The following is a 16,530-nucleotide window of genomic DNA, read 5'->3' as shown; positions in this document are numbered from 1 at the left end:
GCGACCGGCACCGGCCGGCCGCCGCCCCGCGCGCGGCCGTTTGTCCGCTCTTTCGACGAGCGCAGCATATGACCAATTCCCAGCGGCGGGATGACCGATAGTGGCACTCTGCTGACCAGCAGTACATATCTGCAGAGAACACGGACCAGTCCGGAATCCGGAGGTGCACATCCCGTGGCCGCCAACGTCAATCCCACCGTCAGGCGACGCCGACTCGGCTCGGAACTGCGCAAGCTGCGCGAGCAGAAGGGGATGACCGCGGAGGAGGTCGCCGCCCGGCTGCTGGTCTCCCAGTCGAAGATCAGCAGGCTGGAGAACGGGCGCCGGAGCATCAGCCAGCGCGACGTGCGCGACCTGTGCAGCGTGTACGGGGTCGAGGACAGCCGCCTCGTCGACTCCCTGATGAACATGGCGCGCGAGTCCCGGCAGCAGGGCTGGTGGCACGCCTTCGGCGACGTCCCCTACAGCGTCTACATCGGCCTGGAGACCGAGGCCGAGTCCCTGCGCGTCTACGACTCCCTGGTGGTGCCGGGGCTGCTGCAGACCCGCAACTACGCCTCGGCCGTCATCGAGGGGACGCTCCCCGAGGCCACGCCCGAGCAGATCGAGAAGCGGATCGAGATCCGGCTGCGGCGCCAGGAGCGCGTCACCGACCCGGACTCGCCGCTGCGCTTCTGGGTGGTGATGGACGAGTCCGCGCTGCGCCGTGTCGTCGGCACCAAGGACGTGATGCGCGAACAGCTGGAGTACCTGGCCCAGATGGGCACCCAGGCGCACGTCACGGTCCAGGTCCTGCCGTACGACGCCGGCGCCCACCCCGGCATGTCCGGCAACTTCGCGATCCTGGAGTTCGCCGACGCCACCGACTCCAGCGTCGTCTACATCGAGGGCGTCACGAGCGACCTGTACCTGGAGAAGCCGACGGACGTGCACGGCTACAGCGTGATGTACGAGCACCTGCGGGCCCAGGCGCTCAGCGCGGAGCAGAGCCGGCAGTTCATCGCGGACGCCGCGAAGGAGTACGCACGCTGACCCTCCGGAGGGAATCCCGCAGAGTACACCTGCGCCCCGTGAGGCGGAAGACCTCCTGGAATATGCCACCCGTTGGAGGTAATAGCCGCTGTGGGCAGTGATGTTGGCGAGTAGCTTCGATCACGTCAGAGCTGCACAAAAAGAAAGCTCGGAGCGATCATGGCTATTCAGCTCGGAAACACCAGGGCGTGGACCAAGTCCACCCGTTCCCAGGGAAATGGCGCCTGCGTCGAGGTGGCCTCCCGTACGACATCGGCCGTCGACGTCCGCGACTCCAAGGACCCCGACGGCCCGACGCTCGCCTTCTCCCCCGAGGCCTGGGCGGCGTTCGTCGCGGACGTCGGCCACGGGACGTACGACCTCGACTGAGCACCGACGCAGTACCCGTACGGGCCCTCTCGACCGGCACGCCGTCCTGGCCGAGGGGGCTCACTGCCACCCCGGCGCCCTACCCCCGCAACCGGTCGACGTAGGTGTCGGTCCCGGGCACCGTGGGGACGAAGGGCGCGACGAGTTCGACCCGGCCGAGCCCCGTGCCGGCCACCTCGGTGTCCAGCCCCGTGAAGTGCTCCTCCCACACCTCGCGCGGGTCCCGCTGCAGGAACCACAGCAGGGTGAGCCGGGTGCCGACGCCCTCGACCTGCTTCACGTACGACACCCGCTCCAGCGGAAGCGGTGTGGGACGGAAGACGGCCACCATCGCGGAAGGCGAGCCGGCCAGCCGCCGCGGCAGGTGGCGGTCGCGCAGCAGGCCGAACAGCGCGTCGCACTCCTGCGGGGTGTCGGTGTCGACCACCTCGACGACCAGCCCCGCGTAGGGGTGGTCGAGCGCGTGGAAGTCCCGGGGACCGGCCGGCCCGTCGCGGTAGACGGTGACGGCGTGGTCCTGGAAGGCGGTGAAGACGTGGGTGCGGTCGTGGTGGACGCGGGCGTCGCGGTTGAGGCGCCGGTTGATGGCGACGGTCCACTTCATGTGGTCCGCGTAGCGCCCGGCCGTGATCCAGTACACGGTGATGTAGCAGCCCTCGGTGACGGGCCGGGCCACCGCGGACTTCTCCGGGTAGCGCAGTAACTGCAGGTCCCGGGTGGCCACCCAGCGACGCCCGGCGTACATCCAGGGCATGGCCATGGCGCCGGCGATGAAGTGGTCGTCCTCGTACCAGCGGTTGTAGGCGTACTCGTGGCCGGGGTGCGGCTCGACCATGGTGATGAGCGCGTGGCCGAGGCCCGGGCCGTACGGGCCGACGGAGGCCAGTTCGCCGTAGACCTCGCTGCGGGTGTCTTCTTCGGTCATGCATACGGTGTAGCTGACCAAGTGTCAGATATGGAAGCCCGCGGCGGCGCCCGGCCCATCTGTGTACGGTCCGCGAAATCGCCCGCCCACAGCGAAGGAGCCCGTCATGCGTGCCGCCGTCCCCGGCCTCGCCACCCGCGCCACCTCCGTCGGCGGCTCGCCGGTACGGGAGATCCTCGCGCTGACCGCCCGCCCGGAGGTGATCTCCTTCGCCGGCGGGCTGCCCGCCCCCGAGCTCTTCGACGCCGCGGCGCTACGCGCCGCGTACGACCGCGTCCTCGCCGAGGCGCCCGAGCGGGTGCTGCAGTACTCCACCACCGAGGGGGACCCGGCGCTGCGCACGGCGGTCGCCGGCCGGCTCAGCCGGGCGGGACTGCCCACCGGCTCCGACGACCTGCTCGTCACCGGCGGCTCCCAGCAGGCCCTCACCCTGATCTCCACCGCCCTGCTGGAACCCGGGGACGTCGTCCTCGTGGAGGACCCGGGCTACCTGGCGGCGCTGCAGTGCTTCGCCTTCGCGGGCGCCCGCGTGGTGCCCGTCCCCTCCGGCGCGGACGGCATCGACCCGATGTCCCTGGAGCTGGCCGTGGTCCGGGAGAAGGCCAAGCTGCTCTACCTGGTGCCGACCTTCCAGAACCCCACGGGCCGCACGACGACCGCCGAGCGCCGGCAGGCGGTCGCCCTGATCGCCGAACGGCACGGGCTGTGGATCGCGGAGGACGACCCCTACGGCGAACTGCGCTACGACGGAGAGGCGGAGCCGTGGATCGCCTCCCACGAGGCGGCCGCCGACCGTACGGTCCTGCTCGGCAGCCTGTCCAAGATCATGGCCCCCGGGATGCGGCTCGGCTGGCTGCGCGCCCCGGCCGCCCTGCGCCGGGCGTGCGTGGTCGCCAAGCAGTCCGCCGACCTGCACACCTCGACCGTGGACCAGGCCGCCGCCGCCCGCTACCTCGCCGACTCCGACCTCGACGCCCATCTGACCCGGGTCCGCGCCGCCTACCGGGAGCGGCGGGACGCCCTGCTGGCCGGACTGCCCGGCGCGCTGCCCGAGGGCAGCTCGTGGAACCGGCCCGAGGGCGGCATGTTCGTCTGGGCCCGGCTGCCCGCCGGTTACGACGCCTCCGAGCTGCTGCCCCAGGTGGTGGCCCACGACGTGGCCTACGTGCCGGGGGCGCCCTTCTACGCGGGCGAGCCCGACCGTTCGGCCCTGCGGCTGTCCTTCGTGACGTACACCCCGGACGAGATCGGGGAGGGGCTGCGCAGGCTCGCCAAGGCCCTGGCCATCGCGGGCGGGTGAGCCTATTCTGACGATCCGTCAGTTCATCCGTCCGGGTGGAGGTGGTGGGCCGTGCTGCTGCGCGACAAGACCGTGGTGGTGTCCGGGGTCGGGGCCGGCCTCGGACAACGCGTCGCCCAGGCCGTCGTCCGCGACGGCGGGAACGCGGTGCTCGGGGCCCGTACCGAGGCGCACCTGGCCAAGGCGGCCGACGAGATCGACCCCGGGGGCGCCCACGTCGCCTGGCGCTCCACGGACATCAAGGACGCCGCGCAGTGCGAGGCGCTGGCCGCCCTCGCGCAGGAGCGTTTCGGCGGGATCGACGCGGTCGTCCACGTCGCCGCCATGGACGGCTACTTCGGCGGTCTGGCCGACGCCGACTTCGAGACCTGGAGGACGGTGCTGGACGTCAACCTGCTCGGCACGCTGCGGATGACCCGGGCCTGCCTGCCCGGCCTGCGCGGGCGCGGCGGCGGCTCGGTGGTCTTCATCGGCACCCAGTCCGCCGTGGCCGCGCCGTCCCAGGTGCGCCAGGCGGCGTACGCGTCCTCCAAGGGCGCGCTGACCTCGGCGATGTACTCGCTCGCCCGCGAACTCGGCCCGGAACGGATCCGGGTCAACACCGTGCTGCCGGGCTGGATGTGGGGCCCGCCGGTCCAGGCCTACGTCGGCTTCACCGCGCACACCGAGGGCGTGCCCGAGGACGAGGTGCTGCACCGGCTCGCGGACCGGATGGCTCTGCCGGAGCTGGCCACGGACGGCGACGTGGCCGAGGCCGCGGTCTTCCTCGCCTCCGACCGGGCGCGCGCGATCACCGGGCAGTCGCTGCTGGTGAACGCGGGCGAACTGATGCGCTGACAGGGACGGTCGGAGCCCGGGCGGGCTCCGCTCGACGTGCGGTCGTTCCGGCGAAGTACCCGCTCATCGTGGGGCGCCGAGCAGGTTCACAACAACGTGAAGTAAGGTCAAGAACAAGTAAAATCGTTCTACTCGCTGATCGGTGTTCATGTCCTTGAACGCCGATGGTCTTGACCATCCCCTTTCCAGGCGGTTCAATCTGGGGCGCCGCCCCGCGACGGACGTACCGGCGAAGTGCGCTCCCGTTCACAAGGCGGACCCCTGGAAGGGGCAACAACGCATGAACAGTCTCGACTGGGCCGTACTCGTCGGCTACTTCGGCGTGATGGTCGCCATCGGCCTGTGGTCCCACAAACGCGTCGACGACGTCAGCGACTTCTTCACCGCGGGCGGTCGCATGCCCTGGTGGCTGTCCGGCATCTCGCACCACATGTCCGGCTACAGCGCGGTCATGTTCACCGGGTACGCCGGCATCGCCTACACCTACGGCGTCACCTCGTACGTCACCTGGTCCTTCCCCATCGCCATCGGCATCGCCATCGGCGCCAACCTCTTCGCGCCCCGGCTCAACCGGCTGCGCTCGCGGCTGCACGTGGCCTCGCCGCTGGAGTACCTGAAGACCCGCTACAACGTCCCGACCCAGCAGGCCCTCGCCGTCTCCGGCGTGCTGCTCAAGATCGTCGACGTGGGCGCCAAGTGGGCGGCGATCGCCACCCTCCTGTCGGTGTTCACCGGGGTCTCCCTCAACCAGGGCATCCTCATCACCGGCGCCGTCACGGCCGTCTACTGCACCGTCGGCGGCCTGTGGGCGGACGCCCTCACCGAGCTGGGCCAGTTCGTCATCCAGCTGCTGGCCGGCCTCGCCATGCTGGTCGCCGTGCTGGGCGAGATCGGCGGGATCAGCGGGCTGTGGACGGTCTGGGACAAGCTGCCCGACAACCACACCGCCCCGACCGCCGGGCCGTACACCCTGACCTTCCTGCTGGCGTACCTGTTCATCAAGACGTTCGAGTACAACGGCGGCATGTGGAACCAGGCCCAGCGCTACATGGCCACGAGCAACGCCCGCGAGGCCACGCGCTCCGCGCGGCTGTCGTCCGTGCTGTGGTTCGTCTGGCCGCTGATCCTGTTCTTCCCGATGTGGGTCGCCCCGCTGCTGGTGAAGGCGCAGAAGCCGGACGCCTCCGACTCATACGCCCTGCTGACCGAGCAACTGCTGCCGCACGGCCTGCTGGGCCTGGTGGTCGTCGGCTTCTTCTCGCACACCATGGCCATGTGCTCCTCCGACGCCAACGCCATCGCCGCCGTCTTCACCCGGGACATCGCCCCGGTGCTGTCCAAGGCGGCGCGCGGCTGGAACGCACGGGCCGGACTGCTCGCGGCGCGGCTCACCACCGTGGCCTTCCTCGCCCTGTCGATGGCGGTGGCCACCCAGGTCAACTCGCCGACCTTCAAGGACATCATCACGGTCGTCATCAAGTGGGTGGCCGGCCTGATGGGCCCGATCGCGATCCCGTTCATGCTCGGCCTGCTGCGGACGTTCCGCAAGTCCGGCCCGACGGCGGCGCTGGTCTCCTGGGCGGCGGGCCTGTTCGCCTTCTGGCTCACCAACTACGGCCTGGACGGGGTGCAGCTGCAGATCCAGATCGTGACGCCGCTCGCGGTCAGCCTCGTGCTGTACGTGCTCATCGGCTTCGTCAAGCCGGAGGACACCCCGGAGCGCGACGCGGTCCTGGCGCGGATCAACTCCGACGGGGACGGGGACGACGCGGCCGCCGCCGCGACCCTGCCCGAGGAGCCCGCGAAGGCCTGACGGCCGGTTCCCGGGGCGGGCCTTCACCCGCCCCGGGACCCGCCCGGGTGCCCGCGCCCTCACAGGACGTCGGCGAGCTCCTGCAGGAGCCGTCGCTTCGGCCGCGCCCCCACCAGGGACCTCACCGGCTCCCCCGACCGGAAGACCATCAGGGTGGGCATCGACAGGACGCCGTACGCCGACGTCACCCGCGGGTTGTGGTCCACGTCGAGCTGGACGACCTTCAGCCGGCCCGCCTCCTCGCGGGCGACCTCCGCCAGGACCGGGGCGATCTGGCGGCAGGGCGGGCACCAGTCGGCGGTGAACTCCACCAGCACCGGCCCCTTGGCCCCCAGCACCTCCTCCGCGAACGTCGCGTCGGTCACCTCGGTCAGGCCCTCGATGTGCGTCGTCATCGCGTACTCCCCTCGTTTGCCTCGCAGCTGAACTCACAGCGCGGTTCGGAGGTGCCCCCGGCCGAGGCCAGCTCCGCGCGGACGAGCTGCGAGCCGAGCCGCTCGCGGAGCTCCCCCAGACGGTCGATGCACTCGTCGAGCTCGGCCAGCTTGCGCCGGTAGACGTCGATCGAGGCGGCGCAGGAGTCACCCTCCGGGTGGCCGGCCCGCAGGCAGTCCACGAACGGCCGGGTGTCCTCCAGTTCGAAGCCGAAGGCGCGCAGCGCCTGGATCTGCCGGAGCAGTCGCAGGTCCTGCTCGTCGTAGGCCCGGTAGCCGTTGCCCGTGCGCCGGGCCCGCAGCAGGCCGAGCGATTCGTAGTGGCGCAGGGCGCGGGTGGTGGTCCCGGCCCGTTCGGCGAGTTCTCCGATCCGCATGCCCCCGACGGTAGACCTTGACGCGGACGTCAAGGCCAGCCCGGGTATTCCCCGTCGGGGCCCGGCGGCCCGGTGATCCTCCCGACACCGCCGACTGACGTACGCCGCGCCTATCCTCGGAGGATGACCCACACTCCGCCCACCACCAACAGCATGCGCCGTGCCCTGAGGCGTGCCCGTGACGGCGTCGCGCTCGACACCGCGGAGGCCGCGGTGCTGCTCCAGGCGCGGGGGGCGGACCTCGCCGCCCTGACGGAGAGCGCGGCCCGGGTGCGGGACGCGGGCCTGGAGGCGGCGGGACGGCCCGGGATCATCACCTACTCCAAGAGCGTCTTCATCCCGCTCACCCGCCTGTGCCGGGACAAATGCCACTACTGCACCTTCGTGACCGTCCCCGGCAAGCTGCGGCGGGCCGGGCACGGGATGTTCATGTCCCCGGACGAGGTGCTGGAGATCGCCCGGCGCGGTGCCGAACTCGGCTGCAAGGAAGCCCTGATCACCCTCGGGGACAAGCCGGAGGAGCGGTGGCCCGAGGCGCGGGAGTGGCTGGACGCCCACGGCTACGACGACACCATCGCGTACGTGCGGGCGATGTCCATCCGGATCCTGGAGGAGACGGGGCTGCTGCCGCACCTCAACCCGGGGGTCATGAGCTGGACGGACTTCCAGCGGCTGAAGCCGGTCGCCCCCTCGATGGGCATGATGCTGGAGACGACGGCGACCCGGCTGTGGAGCGAGCCCGGCGGCCCGCACTACGGCTCCCCCGACAAGGAACCGGCCGTACGGCTGCGGGTGCTGGAGGACGCGGGGCGCAGCTCCGTGCCGTTCACCAGCGGGCTGCTCATCGGCATCGGGGAGACGTACGAGGAGCGTGCCGAGTCGCTGTTCGCGCTGCGCCGCGTCGCCCGGTCGTACCACGGCATCCAGGAACTGATCATCCAGAACTTCCGCGCCAAGCCGGACACCGCGATGCGCGGCATGCCGGACGCGGAACTGGACGACCTGGTGGCCACGGTGGCGGTCGCCCGGCACATCATGGGGCCGTCGGCCTGCCTCCAGGCGCCGCCGAACCTGGTGGACGCGGAGTACGCCCGGCTGATCGGGGCAGGCATCGACGACTGGGGCGGGGTCTCGCCGCTGACCCCGGACCACGTCAACCCCGAGCGGCCCTGGCCGCAGATCGAGGAGCTGGCGGCACGCTCGGCGGAGGTGGGCTTCAGCCTGCGCGAACGGCTCTGCGTCTACCCGGAGTTCGTCCGGCGCGGCGAGCCGTGGCTGGACCCGCGGCTGCTGCCGCACGTCACCGCGCTGGCCGACCCGGCCACCGGCCTGGCGCGCGAGGACGCCGAGGTCACCGGCCGTCCGTGGCAGGAGCCGGAGGAGGTCTTCACCGCCGCGGGCCGCACCGACCTGCACCGCACCATCGACACCGAGGGACGCAGCGGTGACCGCCGGGACGACTTCGACGAGGTCTACGGGGACTGGGAGGCGCTGCGCGAACAGGCCGCCCCCGGCCTGGTCCCGGACCGCATCGAGGCCGATGTGCGCACCGCGCTGTCCGTGGCCGCCGACGACCCCACGAAGCTGACCGACGCCGAGGCGCTCGCGCTGCTGCACGCCGACGGGGCGGCGCTGGACGCGCTGTGCCGGATCGCCGACGACGTGCGCCGCGACGCGGTGGGCGACGAGGTCACCTACGTCGTCACACGGAACATCAACTTCACCAACGTCTGCTACACCGGCTGCCGGTTCTGCGCCTTCGCCCAGCGCCGCACCGACGCCGACGCCTACACCCTGTCCCTGTCCCAGGTCGCCGACCGGGCGGAACAGGCCTGGCAGCTCGGCGCCACCGAAGTCTGCATGCAAGGCGGCATCCACCCCGACCTGCCCGGCACCGCCTACTTCGACATCGCACGGGCGGTGAAGGAACGCGTACCCGGCATGCACGTGCACGCCTTCTCCCCCATGGAGGTCGTCAACGGCGCCACCCGCACCGGCCTGTCCCTCCGCGAATGGCTGACCGCCGCCAAGGAAGCCGGCCTGGACTCCGTCCCCGGCACCGCCGCCGAGATCCTCGACGACGAGGTCCGCTGGGTCCTGACCAAGGGCAAACTGCCCGCCGCCACCTGGGTCGAGGTCATCACCACCGCACACAAGCTGGGCCTGCCCTCCTCCTCCACCATGATGTACGGCCACGTCGACCAGCCCCACCACTGGCTCGCCCACCTGCGGCTGCTCGCCCGGATCCAGCAGGAGACCGGCGGCTTCACCGAGTTCGTGACGCTGCCGTTCATCCACACCAACGCGCCCGTCTACCTGGCCGGCATCGCCCGCCCGGGCCCCACCCTGCGCGACAACCGCGCGGTCACCGCGATGGCCCGCCTCCTGCTCCACCCCCACATCCGCAACATCCAGACCAGCTGGGTCAAGCTCGGGACCGAGGGCGCCGCCGAGATGCTGCGCTCCGGCGCCAACGACCTCGGCGGCACCCTGATGGAGGAGACCATCTCCCGCATGGCGGGCTCCGGTTACGGCTCCTACCGCTCCATCCGCGACCTGGTCGCCATCGCCGACGCCGCCGGCCGCCCGGCCCGGCAGCGCACCACGACCTACGGCGAGGTACCCGCCGAGCGCATCGCCGCAGGTCTGGCCTCCGACGGCCACCTGCCCGAACTGCTGCCCGTCCTCGAGGACTGAGCCGGGGCGCGGCCCCCGGGCCGCGCCCCCCGGCAACCTGTGCAAAAGAGTCCGAGCAACTCTCCAAAAGCGTCACACAGGCTGCGCACCTCCTTCGGGAGGTGTCGTTAGCGTTGCTGGCCGTCCCGCCCTGCACGGTGAACGTGCGCGCGGACCTGCCGCCGACGTCCCCCGGCGGCGTCGTCAGCAGAGAAAGACTCGGACATGGACTACTGCTCCTCTTGCCGTCGGCATCTCAACGGGGCTCTCGTGTGTCCGGGGTGCGGCGCGTACGCACCCGACATCGCACCGCCCATGTGGCAGGGCCCGGACCCGACCGCCGAATGGGAGAGGCTCCGCGACACGGACTCCCCGGACGACCCCGACGGAACCGAACAGGACGACGCCGACCCGTCGCTGCAGGGTCGTGCGGCCCGGCGACGGCAGATGGAACGCTGGAAGAAGAACCGGCGGCGTGCCGCGGCGGCCACGGCCGTGGCGCTCGTCGGCGGCGGCCTCACCGTCGCGGCGCTGCCGCACGGCGGCTCCAAGGGCCGGGCCGACACGGCGGCGGCCGCGGAGACCCTGGTCCCGGCCACCGCCCGCACCGTGCCGCTCTCCTCGATCCCCGCGCAGCCGGGCGGCGACGCCACGCACCGCCCCGGTCAGCGCGCACACCCCGCCACCACCGCGCCGCGCGGCGACGCACCCCACGCCGCACCGTCCGCCACCGGCACCACCGCGCCGGCGCACACCGCCCCGCAGGGCGACACCCGTCCCCGGGCCGGCACGGTCACGGCCGTCCCCGTGCCCGCGGACACCGCCCCGCCCACCACCGCGCCCTCGTCCGCCCCCCACTCCCCCGCGGACGTCCCGGCCACACCCCCCACGACGACGGCGGCCCCCACGCCGTCGGCAACGAAGTCACCGATGCAGTTGTGCCTCCTGGTCCTCTGCGTCGGCTGACCGGAAAGGAACCTCACGTGTCAAGCAGCCACGCAGACCACGACCGCCGCCGCATCCACGCCTGGCGGTTGTGGGGAGTCGGAGCCGCGACCGCGGTGCTCGCCGGCCTGCTGGCCAAGGCGGGCATCCTGGTCGCGCAGAGATTCCTGCTGCTGCCGCTCTTCGCCCCCCAGGGCTACGGGCTGTGGCGCGACGCCGCCGCCACCGCCTACGTCCTCGGGGCGGCGCTCGTCGCGCTCGCCGCGACCCTCCTGCTGCGCGTCCTCCTCACGACGACGCCCCGCGCCATGCTGTTCTTCGGCTGGATCATGGCCGGACTGACCCTCTTCGCCGTGGTGATCCCGCTGGCCCTGCACCGCTCCAACGAGATGCTCGCCACCTGCGTGGTGAACCTCTTCATCGGGCTGATCGTCACCTCCCTGCTCGCGGGCGCGGCCCGCTGGGCACTGACCCGCGGCATCCGGGCCCCCCGGCCCGCGTGGCAGGGCCGCAACTGGTAACCCCCGCGCCCCAGCCCCTCGAAGGCCCCCGTTGCCACGGCAGCGGGGGCCTTCGCCGATGCGTGACCGACCACATTGCGTTCGTGACCGGAAGCCGACCGATCTGGGTCGATTACAGTGCTTGGTCAGGTCGAGCAGAGAGGCGTTGGTCATGGTCGGGGCCATATGGGGGCGTGCCGAGCAGCAGGACTTCCGCAGCCGGGTGCGCGGTTGTCTGCTCGGTGGTGCGATCGGCGACGCCCTCGGCGCCGGCGTCGGGTTCGACTCCCTGGCCGCCCTGCGGAAGGCGCACGGCGAGGACGGGGTCACCGACTACGTCCCGGCGTACGGGCGGCGGGGGGCCGTCACCGACGGCACCCAGATGACGCTGTTCACCGCCGAGGGCCTGATACGCGCCCAGGTGCGCCGCGACGCCGGGGCCTGGCACCCGCCCACCGACGTGCACCGGGCCCACCTGCGCTGGGCGGCCACGCAGAACGACTGGGGGCCCGACGAGCGCCGCAAGGACGCCGGCTGGCTGGCCCGCGAGGAGTGGCTGTACGCGCGCCGCGACCCCGGGAGGGCCTGCCTGACCGGGCTCGGCGACGAGCGGATGGGCACCCTCGACAACCCCAAGAACCCGGACGCCAAGGACTGCGGCGCGGTCGTACGGTCCGCGCCCTTCGGCCTGCTGGTCGGCTGGGAGCCGCAGCTGGTGTTCCAGCTCGCCGTCGAGTGCGCCGCGCAGACGCACGGCCATCCCACCGGTGTCCTGGCCGCCGGCGCCTTCGCCGTCATCGTCCACGGACTGGCCCGCGGCGAGGCCCTGGACGGCGCCGTGCAGCACACGCTGGCCCTGATCGCGGCGCGCCCCGGGCACGAGGAGACCTCCGTGGCACTGCAGGCCGCCCTCGGCGCCGTACGCCAGGGGCTGCCCGGCGCGGAGCGCGTGGAGTCCCTGGGCGCGGGCCGGACCGCCGAGGAGGCGCTCGCCATCGGCGTCTACTGCGCCCTGGTCGCCGAGGACGTCCGGCACGGACTGCTGCTCGCGGTCAACCATTCCGGGGACAGCGACTCCACCGGTTCGATCTGCGGCAACCTGCTGGGCGTGCAGCACGGCGAGACCGCCCTGCCCCCGGCGTGGACCGCGGAACTGGAGGGCCGGGGCACCATCCTCCAGCTCGCCGACGACTTCGCCATGGAGATGACGCAGGGCCCCGCACTGCACGGTCCCGGCGGCGCTTCCGCGGCGTGGCTGGAGCGCTACCCCGGCACCTGAGCGCAGGCCGGAGCGGCGGCGGGCGCAGGCCGAGGTCAGAGGTACTGCGCGTAGTCGTCGAGCGTGCGCAGCACGTCCGCCGTTCCCGCGGACGGCAGTTGCAGCACGACCTCCTCCAGGCCCTGGTCCCGGTAGTACGCCAGCTTGCCCGGGTCGGGGCGCACCGCGTACGGCACGACCTGGAGCGCCTTGGCGTCCCGGCCGGCGTCCTCCCACACCCGGCGCAGCCGCGGCACGCTCTCCGTCAGCCCGCCCCCGCCGATCGGCATCCAGCCGTCGGCGTACGCGGCGATGTGCGCGAACAGCGTGGGGCCCCCGGCGCCGCCGCACAGGATGCGGGGCCGCTTGCCCGAAGCGGGCTTGGGCCAGGCGTGACTGGCCGCGACCCGGCAGGACCCGCCCTCGTACGCGGTCGGTTCCGGCGCCCACAGGGCATGCATGAGGGCCATCCGCTCCCGCACCAGTTCCCGGCGGCGCGGCCAGTCGACTCCGTGGTCGGCGGCCTCCTCCACATTCCAGCCGAAGCCGACGCCGAGGGTGAACCGGCCGCCGGAGAGGAAGTCCAGGCTCGCGACCTGTTTGGCCAGCACGATCGGATCGTGCTGCGCGACCAGCGTGATCCCGGTGCCGAGCCGCAGCCGGTGGGTGACGGCCGCGGCGGCGGACAGGCCCACGAAGGGGTCGAGCGTGCGGCCGTACTCCGGCGGCAGCGGGCCGCCCATCGGCGCGGGGGTGCGACGGCTGACCGGGATGTGCGTGTGCTCCGGGAGGTAGAGGCCGTCGAAGCCGCGCTCCTCCAGTTCCCGGGCGAGCCGGACGGCGGGGACGGAGTGGTCGGTCAGGAAGATCGTCGTGGCGATCCGCATGGCGTCGTCGCACCTCCCGTGCTGTGGGCCAACGTTATGCCCGTGCCGCGCGGCGCGGACACCCGCGACACGGTGTCCCGCCACGGGGGCGGCCCCGGGGTCACACGCCCGTGGGGACCGTGCGGGTGTCCCGTCCGGAACGCAGGACCCGGCCGGGGACGGCCCCGGTGATCCCGTCGTCGCGGATCGTCTCCACGCCGCCCACCCGCACGCTGACCACGCCCCGGGCCCTGGAGTCCAGGCGCGGGCTGTCGCCCGGCAGGTCGTGCACGAGGGTGGCGGTGCCCGCGTCGATCCGCTCGGGGTCGAACAGCACCAGGTCGGCGTGGTACCCCTCGGCGACCCGGCCGCGCCCGCGGAGCCCGAACAGCCGCGCGGGGTCGTCGGTGAGCATCCGCACCGCCTTCTCCAGCGGGACCAGGCGGCGGCCGCGCAGGCAGTCGCCGAGGAACCGGGTGGTGTACGGCGCCCCGCACATGCGGTCCAGGTGGGCACCCGCGTCGGAGCCGCCGAGCAGCACGTCCTCGTGCTCCCAGGTGTTCCGGCGCAGCTCCCAGCTGTCCGGGTCGTTGTCGGTGGGCATGGGCCACAGCACCGTACGCAACTCGTCGGCCGCGCAGATCTCGACGAGGGTGCGGAAGGGGTCCTGGCCCCGTTCGGCGGCGATGTCCCGCACGACCCGGCCGCTGACGCCGGCCCGCCGGTTCTCCTCGGAGTACGTGTCCCCGATGACGTACCGCCCGAAGTCGGCGAGCCGGCGGAAGACGCCCGCCTCGGGGCTGCCGGCGCGGCGGAGCATCCCCGCGCGGACCTCGGGGTCGCGGAGCCGGGCGATGCGCTCGGGGACGGGCAGGGAGAGGATCTCGCCCCAGCCGGGGATGAGGTTGAGGGCGCAGAAGGTGCCGAGCGACATGTTCATCGGGGTCAGGATGGGCATCGTCAGCGCGACGACGCGGCCCCCGGCCTTGCGGGCCCGCTCGGAGGCCTGCAGCTGGCGGGGCACACGGTCCGGGACGGCGGCGTCGACGGTCAGCACGTTCCAGTTGAGCGGGCGGCCCGCGGCCACGGTCATGTCGACGAAGAGGTCGATCTCGTCGTCGGAGAAGGTGTCCAGGCAACCGGCGACGATCGCCTCGATCTGCGTGCCCTCGTGCTCCCCGACGGCCCGGGAGAGCGCGAGCAGTTCCGCGGGACGGGCGTGCCGCGAGGCCACCGGACGGCCGTCGCCGTCGGAGTGGGTGGCGGACTGGGTCGTCGACAGGCCCCAGCCACCGGCCTGCATGGACTCGTGGAAGAGCCGCAGCATGCGGTCGAGCTGGTCCGGTGAGGGCTGCCCGCCGACGGCGTCGGGCCCCATGACGTAGCGGCGCAGCGCGCAGTGGCCCACCATGAAGCCGGCGTTGACGGCGATCCGGCCCTCCAGGGCGTCCAGGTAGTCGCCGAAGCCCTGCCAGTTCCAGTCGACCCCGGACTCCAGGGCCTTCAGCGACATGCCCTCGACCTTGGACATCATCCGGCGGGTGTAGTCGGCGTCCCGCGGCTTGAGCGGCGCCAGGGTGAAACCGCAGTTGCCGCCGGCGACGGTGGTGACCCCGTGGTTCATGGAGGGGGTCGCGAAGGGGTCCCAGAACAGCTGGGCGTCGTAGTGGGTGTGCGGGTCGACGAAGCCCGGGGTGAGGACCAGCCCGGTCGCGTCCTCGGTGGTCCGTGCGGGCTCCTCGGTCCGGCCGGGCGGCGTGACCGTGACGACGCGGCCGTCCCGCAGGCCGACGTCGGCCGTGCGGGCCGGGGCACCGGTGCCGTCGACGAGCGTCGCGCCGCGGATCAGGTGGTCGAGCATGCGTGGTCCCTCCTCCTGCTGGGCCGCGGGCGGGCGGCCCGCCGCGCGGGTGTGGCCCCCGGCCGTCCCCGGTCGCGGCGGGCCGCCGCCGCGGTGCCGGTCCGGACGGGGGCCGGGCGGCGGTCCGGGAAGGCGCCGCCCTGTCGGTGGCCCGCGGCGTCACGCCGCCCGGCGGAAGCGGGTGGTCCGGTGCACCGGGTCCGTGTCGATCTTGGGGATGACGTGCTCCCCCACCAGCTTGATCGTGCGCATCGTGTCCTCGAAGGGGACGCCCACCGGCAGCCCGAACGACAGCTGGTCGGCCCCCGCGGACTCCCAGCGCTTGCACTGCTTGAGCGCGTCGTCGGGGTCGCCGCAGATCATCAGCTCCTCGTCGAGGAGCATCTCGATGAGCTCCTCGGTGTACGTCGGCAGCAGCTCGGGCCACTGCGGGATGTACTCCGGGCGCGGGAAGGTGTCGTGGTAGCGGAAGACCAGCGACTGCAGGTAGTTGAGGTTGCTGCTCGCGGCGACGCGGATCGCTTCCTTGCGGGTCTCGGCGACGATCGCGGTGGTCGTCACCATGACGTTGTCGTTGACGAAGTCCCCGATGGGCTCGGCGTCGCGCACCGCGGTCTTGTACTGCTCCAGCACCCACTCCATGTCGGAGACCTTCTGGACGCTGAAGCCCAGCACGCCCAGGCCCTTGCGGGCGGCCATGGCGTAGGAGGGCGGCGACCCGGCGGCGTACCACATCGCCGGGTGCGACGTCCCGTACGGCTTGGGGAACACCTTGCGGGGCGGCAGGGACCAGTGCTTGCCCTGGAAGCCCGGGTACTCCTCGTTGAGCCACATCTTCGGGAACTCGCCGACGGTCTCCTCCCAGATCTCCTTGGTGGCGTTCATGTCCGTGACGCCGGGGAGGAAGCCGAGGATCTCGTGGCTGCCGGCGCCGCGCCCGGTGCCGAACTCGAAGCGCCCGTCGGAGAGGTGGTCGAGCATGGCGACCTTCTCCGCGACCTTCACCGGGTGGTTGACCTGCGGGAGGGGGTTGAAGATGCCCGACCCGAGGTGGATCCGCTCGGTGGCGTGGGTGAGGTAGCCGATGTAGACGTCGTTGGCGGACAGGTGCGAGTACTCCTCGAGGAAGTGGTGCTCGCTGAACCATGCGTACTTGAAGCCCGACCGGTCCGCCTGGACGACGTACTCGGTCTCCTCCATCAGCGCGTGGTGCTCGGCCTGCGGGTCGACCTCCGAGCGGAACTTGGGCACATATCCCTGTACGAAGATCCCGAATTCCAAGGGGTTCACCGTCCCTAGCTTTTCTGACGGATCGTCAGATTCCCGCTCCGACTCTT

15 protein-coding genes are annotated in these 16,530 nt (G+C 72.3%); 9 read left to right on the top strand and 6 right to left on the bottom strand.

All coding sequences use genetic code 11. The features are described 5' to 3' along the window. Positions 1-174 precede the first annotated feature (174 nt). Positions 175-1,032 carry a helix-turn-helix domain-containing protein gene (locus ACFV3E_RS07805; protein ID WP_500533915.1) on the top strand — a complete coding sequence of 286 codons (858 nt, stop codon included), beginning with the start codon at positions 175-177 and terminating at the stop codon, positions 1,030-1,032. A 159-nt stretch (positions 1,033-1,191) separates the two neighbouring features. Then, complete coding sequence (locus ACFV3E_RS07800; protein WP_499512388.1) at positions 1,192-1,401, top strand: DUF397 domain-containing protein; 210 nt, start codon at positions 1,192-1,194, stop codon at positions 1,399-1,401. A 79-nt stretch (positions 1,402-1,480) separates the two neighbouring features. On the opposite strand, the gene ACFV3E_RS07795 is transcribed toward ACFV3E_RS07800, so the two are convergent. Then, complete coding sequence (locus ACFV3E_RS07795) at positions 1,481-2,326, bottom strand: hypothetical protein (RefSeq protein ID WP_500533914.1); 846 nt, start codon at positions 2,324-2,326, stop codon at positions 1,481-1,483. A 106-nt stretch (positions 2,327-2,432) separates the two neighbouring features. Here ACFV3E_RS07795 and ACFV3E_RS07790 point away from each other — a divergent pair, with 106 nt between their 5' ends. From ACFV3E_RS07790 to ACFV3E_RS07780, 3 genes are all read left to right on the top strand, one after another. Next, a complete protein-coding gene (locus tag ACFV3E_RS07790) occupies positions 2,433-3,626 on the top strand; it encodes an aminotransferase-like domain-containing protein (RefSeq protein WP_500533913.1) in 1,194 nt (397 codons plus the stop codon). Between the two features lie 51 nt (positions 3,627-3,677). Next, positions 3,678-4,463 (top strand): SDR family oxidoreductase, encoded by a 786-nt coding sequence (locus ACFV3E_RS07785; RefSeq protein ID WP_500533912.1) that lies wholly within the window; start codon positions 3,678-3,680, stop codon positions 4,461-4,463. Positions 4,464-4,743: 280 nt separating this feature from the next. Then, a complete protein-coding gene (locus ACFV3E_RS07780) occupies positions 4,744-6,276 on the top strand; it encodes a sodium:solute symporter family protein (protein WP_499512392.1) in 1,533 nt (510 codons plus the stop codon). Between the two features lie 59 nt (positions 6,277-6,335). Here ACFV3E_RS07780 and trxA read toward each other — a convergent pair whose 3' ends face one another. Together trxA and ACFV3E_RS07770 are read right to left on the bottom strand one after the other, a co-directional pair. Next, positions 6,336-6,671: a thioredoxin gene (gene trxA / locus ACFV3E_RS07775; RefSeq protein WP_500533911.1), complete on the bottom strand. Its 336-nt coding sequence runs from the start codon at positions 6,669-6,671 to the stop codon at positions 6,336-6,338. Further along, on the bottom strand, positions 6,668-7,087 hold the full coding sequence (locus tag ACFV3E_RS07770) for a MerR family transcriptional regulator (RefSeq protein WP_500533909.1): 420 nt from the start codon (positions 7,085-7,087) through the stop codon (positions 6,668-6,670). The genes trxA and ACFV3E_RS07770 overlap by 4 nt, the downstream gene beginning before the upstream one ends. Positions 7,088-7,210: 123 nt before the next feature. Between ACFV3E_RS07770 and ACFV3E_RS07765 the strand changes: the two genes are divergently transcribed. The 4 genes from ACFV3E_RS07765 (at position 7,211) to ACFV3E_RS07750 (ending at position 12,487) form a co-directional block, all read left to right on the top strand. Continuing rightward, the gene (locus ACFV3E_RS07765) at positions 7,211-9,784 is read left to right on the top strand and encodes a bifunctional FO biosynthesis protein CofGH (RefSeq protein ID WP_500533908.1); all 2,574 of its coding nucleotides are present in this window, start codon (positions 7,211-7,213) and stop codon (positions 9,782-9,784) included. A 204-nt stretch (positions 9,785-9,988) separates the two neighbouring features. Then, positions 9,989-10,729: an SCO2400 family protein gene (locus tag ACFV3E_RS07760; RefSeq protein WP_500533907.1), complete on the top strand. Its 741-nt coding sequence runs from the start codon at positions 9,989-9,991 to the stop codon at positions 10,727-10,729. A 17-nt stretch (positions 10,730-10,746) separates the two neighbouring features. Next, positions 10,747-11,229, top strand: coding sequence for a hypothetical protein (locus ACFV3E_RS07755; protein WP_500533906.1), 483 nt, complete (start codon positions 10,747-10,749; stop codon positions 11,227-11,229). A 151-nt stretch (positions 11,230-11,380) separates the two neighbouring features. Beyond that, a complete protein-coding gene (locus ACFV3E_RS07750) occupies positions 11,381-12,487 on the top strand; it encodes an ADP-ribosylglycohydrolase family protein (protein ID WP_500533905.1) in 1,107 nt (368 codons plus the stop codon). Positions 12,488-12,522: 35 nt separating this feature from the next. Here the strand turns inward: ACFV3E_RS07750 and ACFV3E_RS07745 are convergent, their stop codons facing one another. The 3 genes from ACFV3E_RS07745 to ACFV3E_RS07735 form a co-directional block, all read right to left on the bottom strand. Then, positions 12,523-13,353: a TIGR03619 family F420-dependent LLM class oxidoreductase gene (locus ACFV3E_RS07745; RefSeq protein ID WP_500533903.1), complete on the bottom strand. Its 831-nt coding sequence runs from the start codon at positions 13,351-13,353 to the stop codon at positions 12,523-12,525. A gap of 100 nt (positions 13,354-13,453) precedes the next feature. After that, positions 13,454-15,193 carry an N-acyl-D-amino-acid deacylase family protein gene (locus tag ACFV3E_RS07740; RefSeq protein WP_500533902.1) on the bottom strand — a complete coding sequence of 580 codons (1,740 nt, stop codon included), beginning with the start codon at positions 15,191-15,193 and terminating at the stop codon, positions 13,454-13,456. A 159-nt stretch (positions 15,194-15,352) separates the two neighbouring features. Beyond that, on the bottom strand, positions 15,353-16,474 hold the full coding sequence (locus ACFV3E_RS07735) for an LLM class flavin-dependent oxidoreductase (RefSeq protein ID WP_500331525.1): 1,122 nt from the start codon (positions 16,472-16,474) through the stop codon (positions 15,353-15,355). Positions 16,475-16,530 lie beyond the last annotated feature (56 nt).

This window comes from Streptomyces sp. NPDC059718, assembly GCF_042733315.1.
Lineage (GTDB): Bacteria > Actinomycetota > Actinomycetes > Streptomycetales > Streptomycetaceae > Actinacidiphila.
Note: the sequence above shows the minus strand (reverse complement) of the source record. Positions and strands in the feature narration are given on the sequence as shown.

Excerpts from the sequence above, each read along its gene's own strand:
- ACFV3E_RS07740 (WP_500533902.1), bottom strand. The coding sequence starts at position 15,193 with ATGCTCGACCACCTGATCCGCGGCGCGACGCTCGTCGACGGCACCGGT.
- ACFV3E_RS07760 (WP_500533907.1), top strand. The coding sequence starts at position 9,989 with ATGGACTACTGCTCCTCTTGCCGTCGGCATCTCAACGGGGCTCTCGTG.
- ACFV3E_RS07780 (WP_499512392.1), top strand. The coding sequence starts at position 4,744 with ATGAACAGTCTCGACTGGGCCGTACTCGTCGGCTACTTCGGCGTGATG.
- ACFV3E_RS07770 (WP_500533909.1), bottom strand. The coding sequence starts at position 7,087 with ATGCGGATCGGAGAACTCGCCGAACGGGCCGGGACCACCACCCGCGCC.
- ACFV3E_RS07790 (WP_500533913.1), top strand. The coding sequence starts at position 2,433 with ATGCGTGCCGCCGTCCCCGGCCTCGCCACCCGCGCCACCTCCGTCGGC.
- ACFV3E_RS07750 (WP_500533905.1), top strand. The coding sequence starts at position 11,381 with ATGGTCGGGGCCATATGGGGGCGTGCCGAGCAGCAGGACTTCCGCAGC.
- ACFV3E_RS07765 (WP_500533908.1), top strand. The coding sequence starts at position 7,211 with ATGACCCACACTCCGCCCACCACCAACAGCATGCGCCGTGCCCTGAGG.
- ACFV3E_RS07800 (WP_499512388.1), top strand. The coding sequence starts at position 1,192 with ATGGCTATTCAGCTCGGAAACACCAGGGCGTGGACCAAGTCCACCCGT.
- ACFV3E_RS07795 (WP_500533914.1), bottom strand. The coding sequence starts at position 2,326 with ATGACCGAAGAAGACACCCGCAGCGAGGTCTACGGCGAACTGGCCTCC.
- ACFV3E_RS07745 (WP_500533903.1), bottom strand. The coding sequence starts at position 13,353 with ATGCGGATCGCCACGACGATCTTCCTGACCGACCACTCCGTCCCCGCC.
- trxA (WP_500533911.1), bottom strand. The coding sequence starts at position 6,671 with ATGACGACGCACATCGAGGGCCTGACCGAGGTGACCGACGCGACGTTC.